Consider the following 25619-nt stretch of genomic DNA (forward strand, 5'->3'; position numbering starts at 1 on the left):
CGGTGTAGAGGTCCGTGAAGGGACCCTTCACGGACTCTGAGGCTGTGAAGGGACCCTTCACAGACCCGAAACCGGTCCGGCGCACGCCACGAGGTGGTCGCACACACCTCCGCATCGCCCACTGCCGGGCCCCCGACCAACTTTGCCGACACCCTGGACTCTCAGGCTGTGAAGGGACCCTTCACAGCCCTTCTCCACCCGGTCGTATGCCGCGCGGGATAGGCCGGATCCACCCGCGGGCTGACGCGCAGACGCTCGCCGTTCGGCTACCGTGACTCCGTGCTGGGTGAACGGGCATACGGCTGGTTGCGCGGGCACCAGTCCCTGGTGGACGTCGGTGCGGCCGGGCTCATCGCGGCGGGTGGCCTCGCCTGGGGTCTTGCGCTCGGTGCCCCGCCTGGGTTTCTGTTCTTCTCCGTCGCGCTTCCGCTACCACTGGTAGTACGCCGCCGCAGTCCGGCGGGGTGCGCGGGGGCGGTATTCCTGCTGGCGCTCGGCCAATGGCTGCTCGTCGGACACGATGTCGGCGCTGTTCCGGCTGACCTGGCCGTCCCGATGGCGGTGTACGCCTGCGCGTCTTACGGTCCACTGTGGACGCAGCGGGCGGCATTGGCGGCGGGGCTGGCCGGTGCGGTGCTCGGCGGGGTGAGCTGGCCGCTGGTGCCCGTGCCCTGGTGGGCGCACCTGCTCCTCGGCGGTTTCCTGGCGTGCACGGTCGTCGCGGCCGGGACGCTCGGGGCGTTGCATCGGGCGCGCCGGGCGGAGACGGCCGCTCTGGCGGAGCGGGCGGTTTTGGCCGAGCGCAACCGGATCGCCCGGGAGATGCACGACGTCGTGGCGCACACTCTGTCCATTGTGATCGCTCAGGCGGACGGCGGCCGCTACGCTCTCGCGTCGGCCCCGGAAACCGCGGGGCGGGCGCTGGGCACGATCGGCGACCATGCGCGGCAAGCACTCGCCGAGACCCGCCGGATCCTCGGGGTGCTCCGTGACCCGGGGTCGGCGGAGTCACCGGCGCCGCAGCCCGGGCTGACGGACTTACCAGGGCTGATCGAACAGGCCCGCAGGGGTGGACAGAACGTGCGGTTCTCCTTCGGTCTGCCGGAAAATCCGGTTCCGCCAGGCCTCGGGCTGGTCGTGTACCGGATCGTCCAAGAAGGACTGACGAACGTGCGCAGGCACGCCGGGCCGTCCGCCCGAGCCGAGGTCACGGTGCACGTCGACAGCGGACGGCTGGAGATCGAGGTGCGCGACACCGGTGTCGGACTCCTCAGGAGAACGACCGGTGGGTATGGCTTGCTCGGGATGCGCGAACGTGCCGCCGCCTACGGCGGGCAAGTGCGGCTGGGGGCGGCCCCGGGCGGCGGGACCGTGCTGCGGGCCAGCATCCCGGTGTCGCCATGAACCGCATCCGGGTGCTGCTGGTCGAAGATCAGGCGCTGGTCCGCGCAGGGCTGCGAATGGTGCTGGACGCGCAACCGGACCTGACCGTCGCGGGCGAAGCGGGCGACGGGCTCGACGCCGTCCAGCAGGTACCGCGGCTGCGCCCGGACGTGGTGCTGATGGACGTGCGGATGCCGGTCCTCGACGGTATCGAGGCGACCCGGCGAATCACCGCGCTGCCCGGCCCGCCGAAGGTCCTCATCCTCACCACCTACGACCTCGACGAGCACGTGCTGGCCGCGATCCGCGCCGGAGCGACCGGGTTCCTGCTCAAGGATGCCCCGCCGGAACAGCTGCTCGCCGCGCTCCGCACCGTCCACGACGGCGACGCCGTGCTCGCCGCGTCCGCGACCCGCCGTCTGCTGAACCGGCTGGCGCCGCCGCTCGACGAATCCGCGGTCCGCGCGGTCGCCACGCTGACCGCCCGGGAACGGGAGATCCTCGCCGAACTCGGCGGCGGCCGGTCGAACGCGGAGATCGCAACCCGGCTCACGGTCGCCGAGGGGACGGTCAAGACGCACGTCAGCAACGTCCTGACGAAGCTCGGCATCCGCGACCGGGCGCAAGCCGTTGTGCTCGCGTATGAATCGGGCGTGGTCCGGCCCGGCGAACGGGGCACGCCGGACCGGTGACGATGGTGGTCACCAAGGGAAGCCGACTCAACAGAACCGATCAACGGCAGGCAGCACACCACCGAGCAGATACTCCCCCACCGCATCGGTTACGCACGCGGACGACGCATACCCGTACACGCCGTGCCGGAACGCGGAGGCGAGCGTGACCATCCGCGAGCCACGCAGCGCGCGATGCAGTTCCTGCTGCCCGGGATACGGGGTGACCGGATCACCGGTCGCGCCGACGATGAGGACCGAACGGTCGTTGCCGATGCGAGTCGGTGGTTCGGGCGGAGCGACCGGCCAGAACGTGCAAGCGGTGAGGTGGCGTGCGAGCGGGCCGTAGAACGGTTCCGTCGCCGCGTGTGCCCGGATGTCGGCGTAGTAGGTTTCCGGATCGCGCGAAGCGGCGCGGTCCGCGCAGGCGTTCGCCGCCGATGCGCTGAACCAGAAGTCCCGAGTCACCGTGGTATCGGTGTAGAGCGCCAGCTTTTCCTGTTGTACGGCCGTCGGCTGGGCGGGCAGGCCACGAGCCACGTCCCGGAGCATGCGGACCTGTGCGCCGAGTTCGGCGTAAGACTCGTCGGTGTCCTCGGACGTGAGTAACAGCCCGGGAATCCGGTCGGCGGTGATCCGGTGTTCGCCGACTTCGAGCGGCCGGCGGGCGGCGGCACGCTGGATGTCCAGCACGGTCCGCACGACTGCGGCGGCCGTCGCGCCGAGGTCGTACTGTCCATTGTGGTGGGACGCCCACGCTGCCCAGTCGCGCAGCGCGGCGGCATCCGCGGGCGCCGTTTCCCTGGTCAGCGCGGGACCGTACGCATTCGGCGCGATCGCGCTGTCGAGCACGACGCGATCGGTGCGATCCGGGAACATCTGGGTGTAGACGGCGCCCAGGTACGTGCCGTATGACCAGCCGAGATACGAGATCCGCTCCTCCCCCAGCGCAGCGCGGACCACGTCCAGATCACGGGCGATGGATCGTGTTCCCGCGTACGGCAACACATCCCGGTGACTCGCGCAGCGCGCGGCCAATGCTTTCGCCGCCGAGACGGTGCGGTCGAAGGAGGCGCGGTCCGCGGGCGCGGCTTGCGCCAGGCTGACGTACTCCCCGGTCGGCCAGCCACAGTCGAGCGGCGTGCTGCTGCCGAAGAACCGCGGGTCGATGCCCACCAGGTCGTAGCGGGCGGCGATCTCGGGCGCCTGCCGCACCAGCGTCCCCACCCCTTGCCGCGACGGACCGGGGCCGCCTTCCTCGACCACGAGGGTCCCGATCCGGCGCGCCGGATCGGACGCCGGACGCCGAGCCAGCGCCACGGTGATCTTCCGGCCGCCGGGTTCCGCGTAATTCAACGGCACCCGCACCTCCCCGCATCGCGCGCCCACCGCGTCGAGTGCCGCGTCGGTGGCGCAGTGGTGCCAGGAGATCTTCTGCGCGGGGCCGGCCGACACCGTCTGCACGACGGCGAGCAGGACACCGCCAAGGACGCACAGTTCTCTTTTCATACCGCCGAAATTAGGGATGTCGCCGGTCCACCGGCATCGGCCGCGAGACAGAGATCCGGCCTGCCGCGGTAGTTCTCCCGGCAGAAACAACCTGGCCTCCTGGTCCGCAATTTGGCCTATTACCGTGGTTCGAGCGGTGTTACAGTCGGCTTCTCACCCACCGCCAGGGAGGCAGCATCCATGAGCCCGTCCCCGATCGACGCCCTCGCCGCCGAATTCCTCGAGGCCTGCAGTTCCGCCGATCCGTTCAGCGCTTCGGTCTTCGGCTTGCCCGGCTACGACGACCAGGTACCCGACCTGAGCGCGGACGGCGAAGCGGCGGCCGCGGACCGGCTGCTCGCGCTGGCCGGGCGGGCCGAGGCGATCCCGGCGGACACGCTCTCCGAGGACGACCGGATCACCCGGGACGTGCTGATCCACACCGCGCACTCGACCGCGTCCCCGCTGACCGACCGGCACGCGGAGTTCGCGCTGGCCGGGCACACCTCGCCGATCACCGCGGTCTTCACCGTCCTGGCGGCCGCCACGGTCAAGACCCCACAGCAGGAACAGGACTACCTGACCCGGCTGCGGCGCTCGGCCGGTTACCTGGCCCAGGTCGCCGAGCGGGCGCTGGCCGGTGCGGCGAGCGGGCAGGTCCCCACCCAGCGCGGGCTGACCCAGGCCATCGACCAGTACACCGGCTACCTCACCACCTCGCCGGACGACGATTCGATCGTGCGGACCGTCCGCGGCACCAGGATCGAAGGCGAAGTCCGCGCGCTGGTCGTGGACTCCCTGCGCCCGGCGATAGCGGCGCTGCTGGAAACGCTGGCGGGCCCGGTCCGGGACAAGGCTCGCTCCGACGACGACAGCGGCGTTCTCCACCTGCCCGACGGCCCGGCGCTCTACGCCCGCGCGGTCGCCGCGCACACCTCCACCGACCGCGACCCGGAGGAAATCCACCAGCTGGGCCTGGACATCTGCGCCCAGCTGCGGGACGAATACGCCGAGCTGGGCAAAAAGGTGTTCGGCACCGGCGACTTCGACACCATCGTCGACCGGCTGCGCAACGACCCCGGCCTGCGCTACGAGACCGCGGACCAGATCCTCACCGACACACGCGGGTTGCTCACCCGCGCGGAGAGCGTGGTGGGCGACTGGTTCGGCCGCGTCTACCGGACCCCGTGCACAGTCACGCCGATCGACGCGGTGATCGCCCCGACCGCGGTGCCCGGCCAGTACGTGCCGCCGGCCGGGGACGGCAGCCGCCCCGGCCAATTCCAGGTCAACACCTACCGGCCGGAGACCCGCACGCGGTACGAGTACGAGACGCTCTCCTTCCACGAGAGCGTCCCCGGCCACCACCTGCAGTTCGCGCTCAGCCAGGAGCTGACCCACCTGCCGGAGTTCCGCCGGTACCTCTACCTGCCCGCCTTCGGCGAGGGCTGGGGCCTCTACACCGAGCGGCTCGCCGATGAGATGGGTCTCTACAGCGGCGATCTGGCCCGTTTCGGAATGGTCTCGTTCGACTCCTGGCGGGCCTGCCGGCTGGTGGTGGACACCGGGATGCACCACCGCGGCTGGACCCGGCAGCAGGCGATCGACTTCATGCTCGCCAACAGCGCGCTGACCCCGGGGACCATCATCAACGAGGTGGACCGCTACATCTCCTGGCCGGGACAGGCACTGGGGTACATGATCGGACGGCTGGAGATCGACGGCGCCCGCAAGCGTGCCACCGACCGGCTCGGCGCCGCCTTCGACATCCGGGCTTTCCACGACGTGCTCCACTCCCAGGGCGCGATGCCGATGACGGTGCTGAACTCCGTGGTGGACCGCTGGATCGAGCGCACCGCAGCCTGAACAAGCTGAACGCCCAGGCGCGGAGGTACTCCAGCAGCGCTTCCCCGTCCATCGGGATGGCCGCGAGCCGGTAGCGGGGCGGGGTCTCGCCCATCAGGTGCTGCACGAAGTAGTCCCAGCGCCGGCGTATCCAGTACGGCTGCAGGTTCAGCAGCACGTGGTCCACGCAGGGTAGATCAGCAGGTCGAAGTCCTTGTCCACGGTGATCAGCGCGTCCACCAGGCGCATCATCAGATGCGGTGTCACGTTGTCGTCCACGTCGCCGTGCGCCAGCAGGAGCTTGCCCTCCAGGTGGCCGGCCAGCGCCGCGTTGGCGTGCCCGGCGAAGTCGAACTCCCCCAGGCCGCCGTAGAACTTCTCGCCCCACCAGGCGTGGTACCTGCGGTCGTCGTGATCCCGGCCGAGGACACCGCGACCTGTAGAAGTCGGGTGCCTGCAGCAACGCCCTTGCCGAGGCCATCCGGCCCGCGCCGTACCGGCAGTTGGCCTAGCTCACCAGGCCGTCAATATTGACTGCCCCTGAGGACTGTCAACGCCTAGCAGTTTGGTTCGATATCTCACCCTCACCTCGCTGGATCGTGCCTTAAACTACTGTTGACAGCGGGCCGGAGCAGACTTATTGGTCTACCTCGCTAGGCCGAAATGGTGTCCCGACCCTGCCCCGGCCTGCCCGGCCGCCCGACGACCTATGGAGGACCCATGGCCCACCCCGAGCCCGGCGCCCCCGCCGGACCGCTGACCCCGGCCGATCTCGCGGCCCTGCGGTCTCTCTCCGATCCGCAGGTTTCCCCGGACGGGCGGCTGCGGGCGTGCGTAGTGCAGGAGCCGGCGCCGGAGCATGGAGAGCCGGAGCGGTCGGCGATCTGGCTGGCCCGCGGGGACGAACCGGCCGCGCCGGTCACTTCCGGGGCCGGAGCCGACCAGACGCCCCGGATCTCGCCGAGCGGGCGGTTCCTCGCCTTCACCTCGGACCGGGAGCAGCCGGGGTTGTGGCGGCTCTACATCGCCCCGCTGGACGCGGACGGCACAAACGAGCCGTGGAAGATCGACGGGGTGCCCGGCGTCGTCGAGGACATCGTGTGGGCGGCCGACGAGTCGGGGCTGGTGGTGCTGACCGCCGACGAGGGGTCCGACTCCGGCAACATCCGCGGCGCCACCCGCTTCGTCCCGCCGGAGGAGGCAGGCGCCTCGTTCCTCGTGCGCAGGCCGGCCACCGTCCGGCGGCGCGTGCACTGGGTGCGGCTGCCCTCGGGCACCGTGCGGCAGGTCAGCCAGGACGACCGGACGGTCTGGGAGATCGGCTGGGCCGGGCAGGGCCCGCTGGCCGCGGTGGTGTCCGCCGATCCGACCGAAAGCGGCTGGTACGACGCGGAACTCGCGACCATCGACCTGGCGGACGCGACCACGAAGATCGTCTACACCCCGTCCTGGCAGCTGCAGTCCCCCGCGGTCTCCCCGGACGGGCGCTCGATCGCGTTCCTGGAGGCACCGCAGAGCGACCGCGCCCTGCTGGCCGGCTCGCTGACCATCCTCGACCTGGACACCGGATCGGTCACCCGGCCCGAGCACGAGGCCGACCTGACCCGGGTGCGCTGGACCGCCGACGGCAGGCTCTTCTGGCTCGGCGTCGCCTCCGTCGAGACCGCCTGCGGATTCTTCCGCCCCGGGGAGACCGGCTGGCAGCTCGACCAGCGCTGGCGCGGCCTGGGCACCCTCGGCCGCACCTACCTGACCGCCGCGACCTGCAGCCTCGACGGCACCACGATCGTCGCCGGATTCCAGGCGCACAACGAGCCACCCGAACTCCGGCAGCTCGACCAGCGGCCCGGCGAGGCCCCGCACTGGCGTGCGCTGACCAGCCTCAACACCGCGCTCGCCGGACGGGCGAGGGTCCGCGAGAGCGTGCACAAGTGGAAGTCCTTCGACGGCATCGAGATCGAGGGAATCCTGCTCCTGCCCGAAAACGGGTACGAGACGCCACTGCCGCTCGTCGTGGTGCCGCACGGCGGTCCCACCAACGCCACGACCTCGGTGTTCGCCGCGGGTGCGCACCGTGGCGACGGGATCCTGCTGGCCCAGGCCGGCTGCGCGGTGCTGCTGCCCAACCCGCGCGGCTCGACCGGCCGCGGCCGGGAGTTCATGGCCGCCAACCTCGGCGACATGGGCGGCGGCGACCTGCGCGATCTGGAAGCCGGGGTCGACTCGCTGGCCGCGGCCGGGATCGCCGATCCCGCGCGGACCGGGATCGTCGGCATCTCCTACGGCGGGTTCATGTCCGCCTGGGCGGCCGCGTGCAGCGACCGGTTCGCCGCGTCGATCCCGATCTCCGGCATCTCCGACTGGCTGAGCTTCCACCACACCTCGAACCTCGGCCGCTTCGACGAGATCTACCTCGACGGCAGCCCCTACGACCCGGCCGGTCCGTATCTCGACCGCTCCCCGGTGTTCCACGCCGCGAAGTGCCGCACGCCGACCCTGCTGCTGCACGGCGACGCCGACCTCGCGTGCCCGGTGACCCAGGCGCAGGAGTTCTACCAGGCGCTCGCCGCGGTGGGCTGCGAAACGGAATTCGTCATCTACAAGGGTGCCGGGCACGGGATGACCGAACGCGAGCACGTGCTCGACGTGTCCGAGCGCATTCTCGGCTGGTTCTCCCGGCACCTCGGATTCCCGGTCCCCGGCGGCACTCCGTGACCCCCGAGCTGGGCTCGATATGGCCCAGATGGTGGGACGTAAGCTTTGTCTCGTCCCGCCGGACACCGCTCGACCGGCCCTGATGGTGTATTTTTTTCTTTCAGGGATCTTTCCGCCGAGGTCCGGAAGCACAGTCGCGAAGCACACACAGAGGGAAGCAGGGCCGTGGTCGACAAGCTTCAGGTGAGCAGCCATTCGGATGTGCCGATCTACCGGCAGATCGTCACCCAGCTGTCGTTCATGATCGAGGCCGGCGACCTCGCCCCCGGCCAGGCCCTGCCCAGTGCCCGGATGCTGGCCGACAACCTGCGCATCAACCGCAACACGGTGGCGCACGCCTACGCCGAGCTGGCCGAGCTCGGGCTGGTCGAGGGGCGGGGGCGCAGCGGCACGATCGTGGTCGGCCCGGCCGCCGAGCCGGAGGGCACGCCGGAGCGCGGCAAGGCCCGCGAGGTGCTGCAGAGCGCCATCCGCGAATGCGTCGAGCTGGGCATGTCCGCGGTGGAGATCCAGTCCCTGGTGCTCAACCTCGCGTTGCGCGCCGAGGACGACCAGCTGAAGATCTCCTTCGTCGAGTGCAATTCCGACCGGGCGAAGTACTTCGCCAGCGAACTGGAGCAGCACATCGGGATGCGGGTCGCCCCGCTGGTGCTGGGCGAGTTCACCGCCGCCGAAGAGTCCGCCGACCTGGTGCTGACCACCTTCTTCCACCTCGCCGAGGTGCGCACGCTGATGCGCCGGCAGCCGGCCGAGGTGGTGGCCATCGTGGTCGCCCCGCACGTGCAGACCCTGGTGCGGATCGCCGCCGCGGCCCGCACCGGCACGGTGGGCATCTGGTACCGCACCGACGAGCAGGCGGTCACCGTCCGGGATTCCCTGCTGGACTCCGGCATCGAGAACGTGCGCGTGCTCGAAGGCGTGACCGACCGCGAGCTGGCCGGCATCGACCTGGTGGTCGTGCCGAACGAGGTGCCCGACATCAAGGAACGGCTCGAAGGCCGGATCGAGGTGATCGAGTTCGGCAACGTCCTCGACACCGCGTCGATCCGCATGGTCAACGAGGTGGTGCGCGACATGCAGGCCCACAAGCGCGACGACCCGAACCTCGTCCCCGCCCCCTGACCCCCGCCTGGAAAGCACACTGTGAAGGGACCCTTCACGGACTCTGAGTCCGTGAAGGGTCCCTTCACAGCTTTGCGGGGCACGGGTGGGGTCAGCGGGCCTGGTTGGCGTTCGAGGTGATGAACTCGACCAGTGCCGAGGTGGGGGTGCCGGGGCCGAAGACCTCGTGCACGCCGTAGCCGCGCAGGGTGTCCGCGTCCTCCGGCGGCACCGTGCCGCCGACCAGGAACAGCACGTCGTCCCGGCCGTTGTCGCGCAGCAGCTGGCACAGCTCCTTCGCGTACTCCAGGTGCGCGCCGGACAGGCTGGACAGGCCGAGCACGTCCGCGTCCTCCTGCACCACGGCCCGCAGGATGGACTCCGGGGTCTGGTAGATGCCGGTATAGACCACTTCCATCCCGGAGTCGCGCAACGCCCGCGCGACCACCTTCGCCCCGCGGTCGTGGCCGTCCAGGCCGGGCTTGGCGATCACGACCTTGATCGGGGCCTGGCGGTTCACCGGTGACTTCATGTCGTTGCTCCTGCTCTCGAAGTTCTGGTTCCTAAGCGGCGAAGCCGCTTGCTGTGGGCCGTCGACCGGCACCGCTGCGGGTTCTGAGGTTCCGCCACCCGCACCGCTGAGCAAGCCACTTCGAAACACTCCCTAGAAGACGGTCGACGGCTGGTGGTGGCCCCACACGCCGCGCAGCACGTCGCAGATCTCGCCGACGGTCGCGCGGGCTCGCACGGCGTCCTCGATCAGCGGCATCAGGTTGTGGTGCAGGTCCGGGGCGGCCTTCTCGATCGCGCCCAGCGCGGCGCTCACCCGCCGCCCTTCCCGGGTGCGCTTGACCTCGGCGAGCCGGGCCATCTGCCGTTCCATCACGCCGGGCACCGGCCGGTCGATCTCGATGTCGAGCTGCTCGTTCTCGTCGATGTAGTCGTTCATCCCGACCACCACCGTGTCGCCGCTCTCGATCCGGGTCTGCTGTTCCCAGGACGAGTCCGCGATCAGCTGGGCGGCGTAGCCGGATTCGACCGCGCCGATCATGCCGCCCATCCCGTCGACGCGTTCGATCAGCGAGCGCGCCTCCTCCTCGATCTGGTTGGTCAGCGTCTCCACGTAGTACGAACCGGCGAGCGGGTCCACCACGTCGGCCGCGCCGGTCTCGTGCAGGATGATCGCCTGGGTGCGCACCGCGATCCGGATCGCGCTCTCCGACGGGATGGACAGCGCCTCGTCGAGCGAGTTGGTGTGCAGGGACTGGGTTCCGCCGAGGATCGCGGCCATCGCCTGGATCGCCGTGCGGGCGACGTTGTTGTAGGGCTGCTGCGCGGTCAGCGACACCCCCGAGGTCTGGCAGTGCGCGCGCATCAGCCAGGACCGCGGATCCTTGCAGCCCAGCCGTTCCCGGGTCAGCCTCGCCCACAACCGCCGGGCCGCGCGGAGTTTCGCGGCCTCCTCGAAGAAGTTGTTGTGCACGTTCCAGAAGAACGACACGCGGGGCGCGAGCCGGTCCGGGTCGATCCCGCGTTCGATACCCTTTTCCATGTAGCACAAGGCATTGCTGAGAGTCAGCCCGACCTCTTCGACCGCGGTCGCCCCGGCGTCGCGGATGTGGTAGCCGCACACGTTGAGCGGGTTGAACCGCGGCATCACGTCCGCGCCGTACTCCATGGTGTCCACCACCAGGTGCACCGAGGGCTCCGGCGGGAAGATGAACTCGTTCTGGGCGATGTACTCCTTGAGGATGTCGTTCTGCGTGGTGCCGGTCAGCACGTGCCCGGGGAACCCGCGTTCCTCGCCCACCACGCGGTACATCGCCAGCAGCACCGCCGCGGAGGGGTTGATGGTCAGCGAGGTGGAGATCCGGTCCAGCGGGATGCCGTCGAACAGCGCGTGCATGTCGACCACGGTGTCCACCGCCACGCCGATCCGGCCGACCTCGCGCCGGTACACCTCGTGGTCGGAGTCGTAGCCGAGCAGCGTGGGCAGGTCGAAGTCGGTGGACAGCCCGGTCTGGCCGGCGTCCAGCAGGTACTTGTAGCGGTTGTTGGTGTCCTCGGCCTGGCCGAATCCGGCCACCTGGCGGATCGTCCACGGGCGCCCGCGGTACATCGTGGAGTGCACACCGCGGGTGAAGGGGTACTCGCCGGGCAGCCCGATGTCGGTCTCCGGGTCGCTGTCCCGGATGTCGGCGCTGGTGTAGATGTCCTTGACCTTCGTCCCCGAGGACGTCCGGTACTCCGCCCGCCGCGGCGGGATCCGTTCGTAGTCGGCGGCGACGCGCTCGCGCCGCCACTGCTCGACGTGCTCGTCCCAGCGCTGGTCTCCGTTACCGGTCATGATGTCCATCGGCGCACCGCCTCCTTCAAAATCCGTTCCACCGCGTTCTGCATCGGTTCGTGCGGGTCCAGCGCGATCGACGCCGCGCAGTCGCCCACCCACGCCTCGGCCACGAGTGCCGCGTCCGAGCCCCATTTCTCCGCCCGCTCGGCGGCGAGCCTGCCGCCGTCGAGCAGTGCCTGCCAGCGTTTCTGCAGGCCGGTCCGCAGTTCGTCGACCCCGGTGCCGTCCACCGCCACGGTCTTGTAGACCGCGTCCGCCCGGCCGGCCGCCAGTCGCAGGTGCCGCGCGGTCTCCGCGGCCCCGGGCCGGTCGGCCATGTTGACCACGAACGAGTCCGCGATCTCCATCAGCCCGGCCTTGATCGTCTGCACCGCGTCGCCGAGCCCGGGCACCGTGACCAGCAGGACGGTGTCGGCGACCTCGACGATGGCCACCTCGGTCTGCCCGGCGCCCACGGTCTCGATCAGCACCACGTCGAACAGGCCGGACAGCTCCAGCAGCCGCGCGATGTTGCGGGTGGCCCCGGCGACCGCGCCGTGCGAACCGCGGCTGGCGAGGCTGCGCACGAACACCCCCGGCCGTCCGGCCAGGTGGGTCTCCATCCGGATCCGGTCGCCGAGCACGGCGCCGCCGCTGAGCGGGCTGGACGGGTCGATGGCCAGCACCGCCACCCGTTCACCGGCGTCCACAAAGGACTCGATCAGCCGTCCGGTGAGGGTGCTCTTGCCCGCGCCCGGCGGTCCGGTGATGCCCACGATGTGGCAGGGCTGCGAGGCCCGCGGCACCGACACCTCCCACGGCGGGCTGTTCTCCACCACGGTCACCGCACGGGCCAGTGGTGCCCACATCCCGGTGCGCGCTTTCTCGACCAGCGCGTCGATTTCGTCAGATTCGAACAAGGTCGATCGTCCCGTCCATGATCATCCGCTTCACCGCGTCCTTGGCGGCCTTGCCGATCCCGGTGGTGGGGAAGGCCGTCACCAGTCCCGCCCCGCTCGGCCGCTGATACTTCGCGACCCCGGCCCGGCAGTGCGCCAGCAGTTCCGCGGCGCTGAGCGCGTGACCCGGCCGGGCCACCGCCACCACCACCGGTGTCTCGCCCCACCGCGGGCTCGGGATCCCCACGACGATCGCCCGTTCCACGGCCGGATGCCGGGCGGCGACCGCCTCGATCTCCACCGGCGCGATGTTGAATCCGCCGGAGATGATGATGTCCTTGCTGCGCCCGGTCAGGTGCACGAGCCCGCGCTCGTCGATCCGGCCGAGATCCCCGGTGCGCATCGCACCGTCCGGGGCGAGCGCCGCCTTCGTGGCCACCTCGTCCCGGTGATACCCGGCCATCCGGGCGGGGCTCGCGCCGAGCAGTTCCCCGCCGCCTTCGGCATCCACCATCAGCCGCGTGGTGGGGAACGCATACCCCACCGTGCCCGGTTCTTCGCGCAGCAGCCGATGCGGGGCCGCGCTCAGCGGCAGCACCTCGGTCATCCCGTACAGCTGGTGGGTCTCCACGGCGGGCAGCTCGTCCCACCAGCGCTCCAGCAGCGGCACCGGCATCGGCTCGGAGGCGAACAGCACCCACCGCAGGTGGGCGAGCTTGCCCAGCGGCGCGTGTTCGAGCAGCCGGCTCAGGATGGTCGGCACCGCGTCGAAGGTGGTGGCGCGGGTGCAGGCGTCGGCCACGCGGTCGATGTCGAATCCCGGGAGGATCTCCAGGGAACCGCCCGTGCACAGCACCGGCAGGACCTGTTCGGGTATGCACGCGTGCAGCGGCAGGAACACCACCGACCGGTCGTCGGCGCAGAACGGGAACGCGGAGGTGAGCTGCAGGACCGCGTGCAGCATGGTCGCCTGGGTGTGCATGACGCCCTTGGGCTGCCCGGTGGACCCGCTGGTGAGCATGATCGTGCACACCGCTTCGGGCCGGACCTCGGGCAGCCTGCCCGCGCCCGTCGGCTCCGGATTGGCGCCCGGGTCCATCGGCAGCAGCTCGAAGTGCTCTGCCAGCGTGTCCCGCACCGGATCCTCGATCTGCCCGGTGAAGACCCGCTTCGGCGCTACCGAGGCCAGCTGACGCTGCGCGGTGCCCGCGTCGAGCATCGCGTTCACCGGTACCGCGATTCCGCCGGCCCGCATGATCCCGAGATAGGTGGCCACGTACGCGGGTTCGTTCGCGCCGATCAGGCCGACCGGCTCGCCCATCCGGTGGCCGCGGCGCAGCAGCGTCCGGGCGACCTCGCCCGCTCTGTCCCACAGGTCCCGATAGGTCCAGACCACCTCATCGCCGACGAGCGCGGGCGAGCCCGCGTGCGCCCGCGCCACCGCACCCACCCACGCCACGACGGAATCCGCCGCGACGGCCACCTCAGGCTTCCCCGGATGCGGTGCGACCGGCGGTGGCGACGACGATGGTCGCCTCCGCCGTGGCCGCCAGGACGGGTTCGGTCAGGTTCCGGACGCCCTTGTCGTCGACGCCCAGTACTTTGTAGATCTTCGCTTCGATGGTGCGGCTGCGGCGGCCGCGCCGGACCACCTTCGCGACGCCTTCGACGAAATCGCCGACCCGCAGCGGTGCCAGGAACTGCACGGAATCGTAGGCCGCGCACAGTCCTTCATCGCCGCCCTCGCGCAGGGCGATCTCGGTCTCCAGATCGGCGAAGATCTCCATCGCCTTGGAGCCCGCGGCCAGGTCGCCGGCATACCGCGCGTCGGCGGGAGCCAAGCGGAGCCGGATGAAGGCGTCGTACTCGGTGGAGTTCGGCTGAACCATGGGACTCCTCTCCCCGGCCGGGACGACCCTGCCCCGGCACGGGACCCAGGTTAAGCCATATCGACCCATATGACTAGGCCATATCTGCCGAGTTTCCGCACACCTCACCGACCTGACCGCATCGGCCTACTCGGCAGGCCGCCCGGGCACCCCCATCACGGTGCGCAGGACGCGCATCGCGTTGCCACCCAGGACCTTCCGGACGTCCTCGTCGCTGAACCCGCGCGAGACCATCTCGTCGGTCAGCTTCGGCAGATCCGCGGGCCGCCGGATCTCGGCGACCTCCCAGTCCGGGGTGAGCCCGAGGCCGGGGGTCTGCCAGCCGCCGAACACCTCGTCGAAGTAGTCGTCGACGAAGTCCGGGCCCAGCCCCACCGCGTCGATCGAGCCGACCGAGGCCAGGTGCTCGATGTGGTCCACGACCCGGGCCGCGGTCGGGCGGGCGGGATCGATGAAGGGCGGGATGGCCGCCGCCACGCCGATCACGCCGCCGAGGTCGGAGATGGCCTTCACCTGCTGGTCGGAGAGGTTGCGGTGCACGTCCGCGACCGCCCGGCAGCCGGAGTGGGTGGCCAGCAGCGGACGGCTCGCCCGGGCGAGCACGTCGTCCACCCCGGCCACACCGAGGTGGCTGACGTCGAACACGATGCCCAGCCGCTCCATCTCGTCGAGCACCTCGATGCCCTGCGGGGTGAGCCCGCCCCGGGAGGAATCGTCGAGGCCGCTGCCGTCGGCGAGGAAGGTCCGGCCGAGGTGGGCCAGCGAGACCACCCGCACCCCGACCCGGCCCATGGTGCGGATCAGCTCCGGGTCCTGGCCCAGCCCGTGTGCGCCTTCCAGCGCGAGCACGAACGCGATCCGCCCGGCCGCCACCGCGGCGTCGACATCGGCGCCGGTCAGGCAGATCTGGACGTCGGCGGGGTGCTCCTCGGCGAGCCGGTGGATCCGCTCGGCCAGCAGCAGGGTCCGGCGCAGCCCGCCCTCGGACTGGAACTGGTCCTCCAGGCAGATCGGCAGCACCTGCACCTTGACCCCGCCCGCGCGCAGCTGCGGCAGCCAGAACTCGGCGAAATGCCCCGGCTTGCCCCGGCGGTCGAAGTGGTCCACCAGCAGGATCAGGTCGTTGTGCAGATCGACGACCGTCGCGTTCCGGTGCAGATCGCTCATCGGGCACCCTCCGTGGACGACCTGCGATCATAAGACAGAGAATGTCTGATATCCATAGGCTCAAGCTAGGCTGGGCCACCCCCGGGCGCAAGAACCAGCCGGGGGTGGCCGCACGGGGCCGGAGCAGGCGGAACGATCGGTGTATTCACCGCGACGCGGCGACCAGAGATCGGGTTCCGGGCGGGAGTTTCGCGGTGCCATCGGCGAGGAAACGCAGGATCGCCTCCTGCAGGGCCCGGACCGCGCGCGGTTGCTCCACGTCGCGGCGGTAGGCCAAACGGACGACCCGGCTGAGGCCGGGTTCGGTGAACTGCGTGCGGCGGAATCGGGTGCCCACCACCGTGCTGGGCACCACCGCCAGCCCCAGCCCGGCCTGGACAAGCTCCAGCACGGCGTCCATCTCGCCGCCTTCGATCGCGAACAGCGGCTCGAACCCCTCCCCGCGGCAGGCGTTCACCGTCGTCTCCCTCAGGTCGTAGCCGCGGCGGAACATGACCAGCGGGCGCTCACGCAGAGCACCGATCGGCATCCGGCCGCGAACCGGCGCCGGGGCGGTCTTCGGGGAGATCACGACGAGTTCCTCGACGAACAGCGGACGGCTTTCCAGCCGGGCGTCGCCGGGCAGCCGGCTGTCCACGATCACGGCCAGGTCGAGACCGCCCTCGGAGAGTTCGGTCTGCAAATCGCGCGAACCACTTTCGTGCAGCACCAGCTCGATCCCAGGGTAGGCGCGCCGGAAGGCGGCCAGCATCTCCGGCAGCAGGCCGGTGCACAGGCTGGGGGTGGCGCCCAGCCGGACCCGGCCGCGGCCCAGCTCGTCCAGCTCGCGCACCGCGCGGTAGGCGGTCTCCGTCTCGGCCAGGATCCGGCGGGCGATCGGCAGCAGCGTCTCCCCCGCCTCGGTGAGCGTCACGTTGCCCCGGATCCGGTGGAACAGCACCGCCCCGACGTCCCGCTCCAGCGCGCGGATCTGTTGCGACAGCGAGGGTTGCGCCACGCGCATGCGTTCGGCGGCGTGGGTGAAGTGCCGGGTCTCGGCCACCGCGGCGAAGTAGGCCAGCTGCTGGAACTGCATGCCCCAGGATAGCCCGTTGCATAGGCATTGCCTCTGATAATGAGAGGAATCATGTTTTTGCCCTCTCGTCAGCCGCGTTCTACCGTCGGCTTCGTGGCATCTCGACTCAGTACGGCGCCCCTTTCCGCGTTCTGGCGCTCCACCATCGGCAAGAAGGTGGTGATGGCGGTGACCGGTCTGCTGTTCGTGCTGTTCCTGCTGGTGCACATGGCCGGGAACCTCAAGGTGTTCTTCGGCCCGGCCGAGTTCGACCAGTACGCGGGCTGGCTGCGCACGATCGGCCAGCCGGTGCTGCACACCTCGTGGTACCTGTGGGCACAGCGGGTGGTCCTGCTGATCGCGCTGGTCCTGCACGTGACCGCCGCGGTCCAGCTGTCCCGGCGCGATCGCCGCGCGCGACCGGTGAAGTACGTGCACGGCCAGCGCCCCCGGGCGAGCTTCGCCACGCACACGATGCGGTGGGGCGGGGCGACGCTCGCGGTGTACCTGGTGTGGCACATCCTGGATCTCACCGTCGGGGTGGCGAACCAGGACTTCCGCGAGGGGCACCCGTACCACAACATCGTGGCGGATTTCCAGGTGTGGTGGGTGAATCTGATCTACATAGCCGCCCTGTTGATGCTCGGCCTGCACATCAACCATGGCTTCTGGAGTGCCGGGCGGACGCTGGGCATCACCAGCGCCGCCCGCGATCGCACGGTCAAGGCCGTCGGCTCCGTGCTCGCCGTGGTGATCACCGGCGGATTCCTGATCGTGCCGATCGCCGTGATGGCGGGATGGGTGGCCTGAATCATGACCGAGTACACGATCGGCGCGCCGATCCCCGACCGCGCGGCACCGGCAGGCCCGATCGCCGAACGCTGGGACCGCCGCCGGTTCGAGGCGAAACTGGTCAACCCGGCCAACCGCCGGCGGCACCGGATCATCGTCGTCGGCACCGGCCTGGCCGGGGCGTCGGCCGGCGCCACCCTGGCCGAACAGGGGTACCACGTGGTGCAGTTCTGTTTCCAGGATTCGCCGCGCAGGGCGCATTCCGTGGCCGCGCAAGGCGGGATCAACGCCGCGAAGAACTACCGCAACGACGGCGATTCGGTGTACCGGCTGTTCTACGACACGGTCAAGGGCGGTGACTTCCGCTCCCGGGAGTCCAATGTGTACCGGCTCGCGCAGGTCTCCGCGCAGATCATCGACCAGGCCGTCGCGCAGGGCGTCCCGTTCGCCCGGGAGTACGGCGGGCTGCTCGACACCCGGTCCTTCGGCGGGGTTCAGGTCCAGCGCACCTTCTACGCGCGCGGCCAGACCGGGCAGCAGCTGCTGCTCGGCGCCTACCAGGCCTTGTCGCGGCAGATCGACGCCGGCGGGGTGGAGTTGCACCCGCGTACCGAGATGCTCGACCTCATCGTGGTCGACGGACGGGCCCGCGGGATCGTCGCCCGTGACCTGATCACCGGCGAGGTCCGCACCCACCTCGCCGACGCCGTGGTGCTGGCCACTGGCGGCTACGGCAACGTCTTCTCCCTCTCCACCAATGCCAAGGGCTCCAACGCCACCGCCATCTGGCGCGCCCACAAGCGCGGCGCCTACTTCGCCAACCCGTGTTACACCCAGATCCACCCCACCTGCATCCCGCGCTCCGGCGAGCACCAGTCGAAGCTGACGCTGATGAGCGAGTCTCTGCGCAACGACGGGCGGATCTGGGTGCCCCGTCAGGCCGGCGACGAGCGTCCGCCCGGTGAGATCCCGGAGTCCGAACGGGACTACTACCTCGAACGGCAGTACCCGAGCTTCGGCAATCTCGTGCCCCGCGACATCGCCTCCCGCGCGGCGAAGAACGTCTGCGACGCGGGATACGGCGTCGGCCCCGGCGGCCTCGGCGTGTATCTCGACTTCGCCGACGCCCTCGCCCGGCTGGGCCGCCCCGCGGTGGAAGCCAAGTACGGCAACCTCTTCGACATGTATCAGCGGATCACCGCGGAGAACCCGTACGAGGTGCCGATGCGGATCTACCCGGCGATCCACTACACGATGGGCGGGCTGTGGGTCGACTACGACCTGCAGAGCACCGTGCCCGGCCTGTTCGTCGTCGGGGAGGCCAACTTCTCCGACCACGGCGCCAACCGGCTCGGCGCGTCCGCGCTCATGCAGGGCCTCGCCGACGGCTACTTCGTCCTGCCCGGCACGCTCAACGACTACATCGCCCGTGGCGGCTTCGCTCACCTGGATCCGGCCGATCCCGCGGTCCGTACGACCGAAAACGGCGTGCGGGAACGGATCGAACGGTTGTTGTCGATCGGCGGCACCCGCAGCGTCGACTCGTTCCACCGCGAACTCGGCCATCTGATGTGGGACCACTGCGGCATGTCCCGTACCGAGGAGGGGCTGCGCAAGGCGCTCGAACGGGTACCCGAACTCCGTGCCGAGTTCTGGCGCGAAGTCCGGATTCCCGGCACCGGCACGGAACTCAACCAGGAACTTGAAAAAGCGGGCCGCGTAGCCGATTTCCTCGAACTCGCCGAGCTGCTCCTGCTCGACGCGCTCGTGCGCGAGGAATCCTGCGGCGGGCACTTCCGGGAAGAACACCAGACCGGCGAAGGCGAAGCCCTCCGCGACGACGAGCACTTCACGCACGTCGCCGCCTGGGAATACGGCGCCCGCCCGGTGCTGCACCAGGAAGCCCTGCACTTCGAGCACGTCCACCCCACCCAGCGGAGCTACACGTGAAACTCACCCTGCGCGTCTGGCGCCAGCCCGGTCCGGAAGCCGCCGGGCGGCTCGTCGAATACCCCGTCGAGGACGCCAGCCCGGACATGTCCTTCCTCGAACTGCTCGACGTGCTCAACCAGCACCTGATCGAAGCGGGCGACGAACCGATCGCGTTCGACCACGACTGTCGCGAAGGCATCTGCGGCGCCTGCGGTGTGGTCGTCAACGGCCGCGCGCACGGCCCCGAACAGACCACCACCTGCCAGCTCCACCTCCGTTCCTTCCGCGACGGCGACGTGCTCGACGTCGAACCCTGGCGGGCCGGCGGATTCCCCGTGGTCAAGGATCTCGTGGTCGACCGTTCCGCGTTCGACCGGATCGTGCAGGCCGGCGGCTACATCACTGCACCCACCGGCAGCGCCCCCGAGGCGCACGCCACTCCCGTCCCCAAAGCCGACGCCGACCTCGCCTTCGACAACGCGACCTGCATCGGCTGTGGTGCCTGCGTCGCGGCCTGCCCCAACGGTTCCGCGATGCTGTTCACCTCCGCGAAGGTGGCTCACCTCAACGCATTGCCGCAAGGCCAGCCTGAACGCGTGCACCGCGTGCTGGACATGGTGGACACGATGGACGCGGAAGGTTTCGGCGGGTGCACGAACACCGGCGAATGCGTGGCTTCCTGTCCAAAGGGGATTCCGCTGAGCAGCATCGCCGCGTTGAACCGTGAATTCCTGCGCGCGAGCCGTTCCCGGCGGTGACGGGGCTCGCGGTGGACGGGCAGGTTCATTCGCCCGTGCCCGCCGGAATCGCGGGCACCGTCGCCGAGATCGCCGTTCCGCCACCGGGTTCGGACTCGATCTCCAGCCTGCCCGCCAGGCGCTGCACACGCCGCCGCAATCCGGCCAGGCCGAGGCCGCCGGTGCCGGGCGCGGCGGCTCGCGTGGCGCCGGGGGCGAAGCCGACGCCGTCGTCGCGGACGTCCAGGGTGACCAGATCCTCCATATAGGACAACGTCAGCCCGACCCGGGCGGCCTGCGCGTGCTTGGCCACGTTCGCCAGCGCCTCCTGCACAGCGCGCAGCAGCGTTACCTCGACGTCCGCGTGCATCGGGCGGGCATCGCCGGTGGTGGTCAATGCCACGGCCACGTCGTTCACCTCCGCCCAGCGCCGGGCGACCTCGCCGATCGCGTCCGGGAGCCGGGCGTCGGCGAGCACGGCCGGTTCGACCGCGTGCACCGTCCGGCGGGCCTCGCCGAGACTTTCCCTGGCCAGCTCGCGCGCGTTCGCCAGGTGCCGCCGCGCTGCCGGGCGTTCGTCGAGCGCTTGTTCCGCGGCTTGGACCTGGGCAAGGATCCCGGCCAGGCCCTGCGCCAGGGTGTCGTGGATCTCCCGCGCCATCCGCTGCCGCTCGTCCTGCACACCGGCCTCGCGGGCCTGGACGAGCAGCTGGGCGTGCAGGCCGGCGTTCTCCGCCAGCGCGTCCTCCAGCTTGTGGTTGGCCTCGTGCAACTCGGCGAGCGTCCGCTGCCGCTGCAGCTCGCGTTCCCCGGCGACGTGGAAGAAGTGGAACAGCGCCCCGGACAACACCGTCGAAACCACGCTGACGCCCAGCCATTCCCACCACAGCCCGTCGGCGCGAACGGCGCTCAGCCCTCCCAGCACCGCCAGCGCCGAGGTTACTGCCGTGACCGACGCGCCCACGTACATCCAGCGGCCCTTGAGGAACCGGAACGCGAGCGGGTAGCCGACCCAGGCGAAGAAGCCGTACCAGGGCGCGATCGCCACCAGCCCGGCGGTCAGCGACGCCAGCCCGGCGTAGTAGACCCCCATCACCGCGGCGGTTTCGTGCCATTGCGGGTGCGTGTCGAACCAAAGCAGCCACAGCACGGTCGCCGCGGACAGCGCGAGGGCCACCGGTGCCGGACCCTCGCCGGCCGGCTCCAGCAGCGTCACGGCCACGCCGACCGCGAGGAGGAAGTACGGAATCAGCCGGAGGATCACGCTGTCCCCCAGCCTCCCGCGCCGCGGCTCAGGCTCGACGCCCACCCCTCACTCCCAACGGAAATACCGCGCGGCCAGCCCGCCGGCCACGATCGCCCACCCCAGCAGCACGGCCAGGTGCAGCACCTGCGGCCAGTGCCCGGCGGTGGCGTCCTGCAATGATTGCACGCCCGCGCCGAGCGGGGTGAAATCGCTGATCGTGCGCAGCACCGGGTTCATGCTGTCGCGCGGCAGCCACAACCCGGCGAAGAACATCAGCGGAAAGAACACCAGCGTGCCGATCGCGCCCGCGGCCTTGCCACTCGGCGCGATCGACGCGATCAGCAGCCCGATCGCGAACAGCGCGAGCGCCACGAGCAGATAGCCGAGCACGTAGGCGACGGCTTGGCCGGGCAGCGGGACGTCGAAGGCGAAGCGGCCGATCAGCAGGACCACCACCATCGTGCCGGCCGAAAGCACAAGGGACATCAGCACTTGCGCCCCGAGCATCGTCCCGGGTTTCACCGGCGTGGTGCGCATCCGGCGCAGCACACCCTTTTCCCGGTAGGTGGCGAACAGCTGGGACAACCCGTTCAACGCGAACATGGCCAGCCCCAACGCGATCACGATCGGCACGTACAGGCCGAGGACGGTGCCGCCGCCCAGCGAGGGCTGCGGCTCCCGCATGGACGGCACGAGGCCGAGCACCACCAGCAGCAGCGGCGGGAACGCGAGCGCGAAGAACACGATCACCGGCTCGCGGAAGAACAGTTTGGTTTCGGTGGCGGTGAGCCGGGACAACGCGGACATGCGAATCTCCTCAGACGTCGATGGGGCGGCCGGTGAGCGCGACGAACGCGTCGTCCAGCGTGGTTTGCTCGACCCGCAGGTCGGCGGCGGTGAGCTGGTTGCGGGCGAGCGTGGTGGTCACCGCGAGCAGCAGGTTCCCGGTACCGGTCACCACGACCCGGCCGCCGGCGCGCTGCACCGACTCGACCTCGGGCAGCGCCGTCAGCAGCGCGTCGTCCAGCGGTGCGGACGGCCGGAATCGGATCCGCTGCCGATCGTCCACTTTCGCGACCAGCCCGGCGGGGGTGTCCAGCGCGACGACGCGGCCGGAGTCGATCACCGCGAGCCGGTCGCAAAGCCGCTCCGCCTCCTCCATGAAGTGCGTGACCAGCAGGATCGTCACCCCCCGGGCGCGGATGCCCTCGATCAGGTCCCACACGTCCCGGCGCGCCTGGGGATCGAGCCCGGTGGTCAGCTCATCGAGCACGGCCACCTTCGGGCTACCGAGCAGGGCGAGCGCGATCGACAAGCGCTGCTTCTGCCCGCCGGACAACCGCCGGAACTGGGTGCCGAGCTTGCCGCCGAGGCCCAGCAGGCCCGCCAGCTCACGCCAATCGGCAGGGTCGCGGTAGAACGAGCTGTAGAGTTCCAGCGCTTCGCCGACCCGCAGCTTCTCCTGCAGCTCGCTTTCCTGCAGCTGCACGCCGACCAGCTCGCGCAGCTCACTTTCCTCGCGGTGCGGGTCGAGCCCGCACACCCGGATGCTGCCGCCGTCCGGAGTGCGCAACCCCTCCACGCACTCCACGGTCGTGGTCTTGCCTGCCCCGTTGGGGCCCAGAATCCCGAAGATCTCGCCCGGCTCGACGGCGAAGCTCACCCCGTTGACCGCGGTGTGCTCGCCGTAGCGCTTGACGAGGCCGTCCACCTCGATGATCGCCATGCCCCCGAGCCTGCCGCGCGGACCCCGGTCCCCGGATCGACTGCCCGGCCGGAACGCGGGGGCAGGTGGTGGACCCGGGCATCCACTGATCGGTGGATGCGGCGCTATTCCTGCCCGTGCCGGTGTGGTGGCTTCCGGTGGTCGTTTCGCTGCCGCTGGGAGGAACCCGGGGCGACGTCGTCGGAATTGTCTTCCGATGAGGTGACGGGAGGAGGGGCTGTTTCCTTGCTGCTGGCGCGAATCGTGCTGTCCCGCACGTCCGCGGTCGCCGGGAGTGGTACCGGACTCGCGGTGAGTGTGGTGATCGCCGTCGGCGGAGCGGACGACGACGGCACGGCCGGCGGTGGCACGGCCTCCCCGGCCGCGTCCCCGGACGAAGACGGCCACAGCGCCCACACACCCAGCCCGCCGAACGCCACCACCGCCGCACCCGCAACGATCAGGGACCGCACCGGACGACGCCCGACCGTCTCCGCACTGGTGCCGTCGAGCAGCTCGTCAAGGCCGGACAACTCCGCCGTCGCCGGGCCGCCCGCCGCGGCCAGCTGTCCGGCCGCGGAGCCGCTTCGGTCGTCCAGCGCCCCGCCGAACACACCCGCCGGTACCGCCGGATCGTCCGTCACGGGCCGCTGCGCGCGAGGCGCGGCGTCGACCCGCGGCATCGGCGCCGTGTCGGACATCCGCACCAGGCGCGCGACGGACTCCAGATCACCGGTCTCACCCGGCTCTGTGCCGGTCATCCCGACCTCCACCCGCCGGAACACCCGCACGGCACGACCGGCGGCCAGATCCTACCGACCTTGTAAACCACAGCTGCTCGACGTGCGCACGCAGGCCAAGGCTGTGAAGGGACCCTTCACAGCCTCTGTGTCCGTGAAGGGACCCTTCACAGCCTTCAGATTCCAGGCCGGCCGAGAGAGTTCAGTACAGGACTCGGTACCGCAGGTTCGTCGCCAAAGGTGCGGCGCTATGGGAAATCCGCTCCAGCCGGACTGAGGGGCCGTCCGGGCGGTCGAACAACCGCACCCCGCCGCCCAGCAGGACCGGGGCCACGAAGACCGCCACCTCGTCCAGCAACCCGGCGTCGAGGCACCCGCGAGCCACCGTCGCCCCGATGACGTTCACGGCCTTCTCCCCCGCGGCCGCTTTCGCCTCGGTGACGGCCTGCGCCAGATCGGACACGAACCGCACCCCGGGGACATCGGCCGCCGGCGGACGGTGGCTGAGCACGAACTGCGGGCCTTCCCAGCCACCGCCGAAGGCCTTGCCCTCGGCTTCGGTGCCGCGGTTCGGGTCGTCGCCCTCGAAGGAGCGGCGGCCGACCAGCAGGGCGCCGATCCCCGTGATCAGCTCGGCGACCTCGGGATTCGGCCCGATGTAGGGCTTCAGCCAGCTCATGTCCCCACCTGGACCGGCAATGAACCCGTCGAGCGACATCGTGGCCGAGTACAGCAGTGTGCCCATGTCGTGTCTCCGCATCGCCGGGTCGGTCGCGTCGGGGGTCATCATGGTCTCGACCGGACAGGTCGCGCCACTTGTGCGCTGCCCTCCGGCAGGCACCTGCCGATACGGCCGCGGCCCCGTCTGCGAGATCAGGCCCGGCGGGGGGCCGCAGCTCGGGCTGTCTGGTCGCGATGAGATCGCGCAGGACGTGGTGCAGGTGCGTGAGCGCGTCCCGGCCCATCACCGTGCCCGGATACGGCCGCGAGGGCATGGCCTCACGAGCAACTGCCCGGGCTGGCGCAACCTGCCGGCGATCACCGCGGCGCCACCACGGCCAACCGCACCGGCCCTCCTCGAATCGGCCGGGAGGATTCGAGGCAGCTCAGCCGTCCTTCGCCCACACCCGGACCGCGGCCGCCACCAGGATCCCGGCCGCGCCGAGCACGATCCCGGCCACCAGCAGCCCCGCGGCGATCAGCCCGAGCGCGGCAACGCCGAACAACGCCACCTCAAGGAAGAACCGCGTCGGCTCCGGCGCCCGGCGTTTCGCCTTGGGCGCCACCACGAACATCCAGATCACCGCGGCCAGCGCCGGCCACAGGACCCCGGCCAGCACGTCGAGCAGCACGCCACCGCCGAGCCGGGCACCCGCCACCGCGAGCCCGGCCAGCAGCGCCAGCTCGGTGCAGAACCGAATGACCAGCACGAAGCCGCCGAAGCCGCGCAGCGCGGGAGGAGTCGTGGTCACCCCTGCAGCGTAACGGCCGCAGCCGGTCGATCACCCCACCGCCCCGCCCGGCGATCTTCCGGCCGAAAGGCTGTGAAGGGACCCTTCACGGACGCTGAGGCTGTGAAGGGTCCCTTCACAGCGTGGAATCTCCTCGCACACCGGTGCCCCGCTCCCGGATTTCACGATGCTCAGCCGACCGGACCACCCGGACCACCGGACCGCCCCCGCGACATTCTCCCCGGACCCCGCCCCCATCCCGTCAATTCCTGCCCATTCCCCGTCGCCTCCGGCTGACCAGCGGCTTTCCCGGAATTCGAGGTGACCGGCCGACCACCCAGCGTCACCCCGATGCCCGGCTTCGCAACATCTTGGCAATCACCTTGACACCGACTGTGGTCCGGACCACTCTCTCCATATTGGTCTACACCATTTGGCAGAGCGGCCCGGGGTGGCCTGCTCCGAAAGGACGGGA

The 25619-nt window shown here is 70.5% G+C and carries 23 protein-coding genes; 8 read left to right on the forward strand and 15 right to left on the reverse strand.

Features of this window, described 5'->3' with window-relative positions; genetic code table 11:
• Nucleotides 1-279 precede the first annotated feature (279 nt).
• Together D5S19_RS24335 and D5S19_RS24340 are read left to right on the forward strand one after the other, a co-directional pair.
• The gene (locus D5S19_RS24335) at nt 280-1404 is read left to right on the forward strand and encodes a sensor histidine kinase (protein WP_120025720.1); all 1125 of its coding nucleotides are present in this window, start codon (nt 280-282) and stop codon (nt 1402-1404) included.
• Entirely contained in the window at nt 1401-2075 is a 675-nt protein-coding gene (locus D5S19_RS24340; RefSeq protein WP_120025721.1) for a response regulator, read from the forward strand. Before D5S19_RS24335 ends, D5S19_RS24340 begins: the two co-directional genes overlap by 4 nt.
• A 27-nt stretch (nt 2076-2102) precedes the next feature.
• Here D5S19_RS24340 and D5S19_RS24345 read toward each other — a convergent pair whose 3' ends face one another.
• Nucleotides 2103-3563 (reverse strand): alpha/beta hydrolase, encoded by a 1461-nt coding sequence (locus D5S19_RS24345; protein ID WP_120025722.1) that lies wholly within the window; start codon nt 3561-3563, stop codon nt 2103-2105.
• Between the two features lie 180 nt (nt 3564-3743).
• On the opposite strand from D5S19_RS24345, the gene D5S19_RS24350 reads away from it, so the two are divergent.
• The gene (locus D5S19_RS24350) at nt 3744-5408 is read left to right on the forward strand and encodes a DUF885 domain-containing protein (protein WP_120025723.1); all 1665 of its coding nucleotides are present in this window, start codon (nt 3744-3746) and stop codon (nt 5406-5408) included.
• A 147-nt stretch (nt 5409-5555) separates the two neighbouring features.
• Here the strand turns inward: D5S19_RS24350 and D5S19_RS33295 are convergent, their stop codons facing one another.
• Nucleotides 5556-5750: an alpha/beta hydrolase family protein gene (locus tag D5S19_RS33295; RefSeq protein ID WP_120025724.1), complete on the reverse strand. Its 195-nt coding sequence runs from the start codon at nt 5748-5750 to the stop codon at nt 5556-5558.
• A gap of 357 nt (nt 5751-6107) precedes the next feature.
• Here D5S19_RS33295 and D5S19_RS24360 point away from each other — a divergent pair, with 357 nt between their 5' ends.
• On the forward strand, nt 6108-8102 hold the full coding sequence (locus D5S19_RS24360; RefSeq protein ID WP_158605625.1) for a S9 family peptidase: 1995 nt from the start codon (nt 6108-6110) through the stop codon (nt 8100-8102).
• Nucleotides 8103-8267: 165 nt separating this feature from the next.
• The gene (locus D5S19_RS24365; protein ID WP_120025726.1) at nt 8268-9224 is read left to right on the forward strand and encodes a GntR family transcriptional regulator; all 957 of its coding nucleotides are present in this window, start codon (nt 8268-8270) and stop codon (nt 9222-9224) included.
• 91 nt (nt 9225-9315) lie between these two features.
• Here D5S19_RS24365 and D5S19_RS24370 read toward each other — a convergent pair whose 3' ends face one another.
• From D5S19_RS24370 to D5S19_RS24400, 7 genes are all read right to left on the reverse strand, one after another.
• Nucleotides 9316-9735 (reverse strand): cobalamin B12-binding domain-containing protein, encoded by a 420-nt coding sequence (locus tag D5S19_RS24370; RefSeq protein WP_199730680.1) that lies wholly within the window; start codon nt 9733-9735, stop codon nt 9316-9318.
• Nucleotides 9736-9867: 132 nt separating this feature from the next.
• Nucleotides 9868-11559 (reverse strand): acyl-CoA mutase large subunit family protein, encoded by a 1692-nt coding sequence (locus D5S19_RS24375; protein WP_199730681.1) that lies wholly within the window; start codon nt 11557-11559, stop codon nt 9868-9870.
• Nucleotides 11547-12452, reverse strand: coding sequence for a methylmalonyl Co-A mutase-associated GTPase MeaB (gene meaB / locus D5S19_RS24380; protein ID WP_120025727.1), 906 nt, complete (start codon nt 12450-12452; stop codon nt 11547-11549). The genes D5S19_RS24375 and meaB overlap by 13 nt, the downstream gene beginning before the upstream one ends.
• Nucleotides 12439-13914, reverse strand: a complete 1476-nt coding sequence (locus tag D5S19_RS24385) for a class I adenylate-forming enzyme family protein (RefSeq protein ID WP_120025728.1) — start codon at nt 13912-13914, stop codon at nt 12439-12441. Before D5S19_RS24385 ends, meaB begins: the two co-directional genes overlap by 14 nt.
• Before the next feature lies 1 nt (nt 13915).
• On the reverse strand, nt 13916-14320 hold the full coding sequence (locus D5S19_RS24390) for a hotdog domain-containing protein (RefSeq protein WP_158605626.1): 405 nt from the start codon (nt 14318-14320) through the stop codon (nt 13916-13918).
• Between the two features lie 126 nt (nt 14321-14446).
• Nucleotides 14447-15487 (reverse strand): dipeptidase, encoded by a 1041-nt coding sequence (locus D5S19_RS24395; RefSeq protein ID WP_120025730.1) that lies wholly within the window; start codon nt 15485-15487, stop codon nt 14447-14449.
• 145 nt (nt 15488-15632) lie between these two features.
• On the reverse strand, nt 15633-16562 hold the full coding sequence (locus D5S19_RS24400) for a LysR family transcriptional regulator (protein ID WP_120025731.1): 930 nt from the start codon (nt 16560-16562) through the stop codon (nt 15633-15635).
• Nucleotides 16563-16655: 93 nt separating this feature from the next.
• Here D5S19_RS24400 and D5S19_RS24405 point away from each other — a divergent pair, with 93 nt between their 5' ends.
• The 3 genes from D5S19_RS24405 to D5S19_RS24415 are packed head-to-tail and all read left to right on the forward strand — an operon-like array spanning nt 16656 to nt 20023.
• Entirely contained in the window at nt 16656-17351 is a 696-nt protein-coding gene (locus D5S19_RS24405; RefSeq protein WP_233574128.1) for a succinate dehydrogenase cytochrome b subunit, read from the forward strand.
• Between the two features lie 3 nt (nt 17352-17354).
• Nucleotides 17355-19283 carry a fumarate reductase/succinate dehydrogenase flavoprotein subunit gene (locus tag D5S19_RS24410; RefSeq protein WP_120025733.1) on the forward strand — a complete coding sequence of 643 codons (1929 nt, stop codon included), beginning with the start codon at nt 17355-17357 and terminating at the stop codon, nt 19281-19283.
• Entirely contained in the window at nt 19280-20023 is a 744-nt protein-coding gene (locus D5S19_RS24415) for a succinate dehydrogenase/fumarate reductase iron-sulfur subunit (RefSeq protein WP_120025734.1), read from the forward strand. Before D5S19_RS24410 ends, D5S19_RS24415 begins: the two co-directional genes overlap by 4 nt.
• Nucleotides 20024-20048: 25 nt before the next feature.
• On the opposite strand, the gene D5S19_RS24420 is transcribed toward D5S19_RS24415, so the two are convergent.
• The 6 genes from D5S19_RS24420 to D5S19_RS24445 form a co-directional block, all read right to left on the reverse strand.
• Nucleotides 20049-21311 (reverse strand): sensor histidine kinase, encoded by a 1263-nt coding sequence (locus D5S19_RS24420; RefSeq protein WP_120025735.1) that lies wholly within the window; start codon nt 21309-21311, stop codon nt 20049-20051.
• A gap of 3 nt (nt 21312-21314) precedes the next feature.
• The gene (locus D5S19_RS24425) at nt 21315-22055 is read right to left on the reverse strand and encodes an ABC transporter permease (RefSeq protein ID WP_120025736.1); all 741 of its coding nucleotides are present in this window, start codon (nt 22053-22055) and stop codon (nt 21315-21317) included.
• Nucleotides 22056-22065: 10 nt separating this feature from the next.
• Nucleotides 22066-22974, reverse strand: a complete 909-nt coding sequence (locus tag D5S19_RS24430) for an ABC transporter ATP-binding protein (protein WP_120025737.1) — start codon at nt 22972-22974, stop codon at nt 22066-22068.
• A 104-nt stretch (nt 22975-23078) separates the two neighbouring features.
• On the reverse strand, nt 23079-23714 hold the full coding sequence (locus D5S19_RS24435; RefSeq protein ID WP_147397503.1) for a hypothetical protein: 636 nt from the start codon (nt 23712-23714) through the stop codon (nt 23079-23081).
• 181 nt (nt 23715-23895) lie between these two features.
• Nucleotides 23896-24438, reverse strand: a complete 543-nt coding sequence (locus D5S19_RS24440; RefSeq protein ID WP_120025750.1) for a dihydrofolate reductase family protein — start codon at nt 24436-24438, stop codon at nt 23896-23898.
• Between the two features lie 361 nt (nt 24439-24799).
• Complete coding sequence (locus D5S19_RS24445; RefSeq protein ID WP_120025739.1) at nt 24800-25165, reverse strand: YrdB family protein; 366 nt, start codon at nt 25163-25165, stop codon at nt 24800-24802.
• Between the last annotated feature and the right edge of the window lie 454 nt (nt 25166-25619).

Source organism: Amycolatopsis panacis (assembly GCF_003600245.1).
Taxonomy (GTDB): domain Bacteria; phylum Actinomycetota; class Actinomycetes; order Mycobacteriales; family Pseudonocardiaceae; genus Amycolatopsis; species Amycolatopsis sulphurea.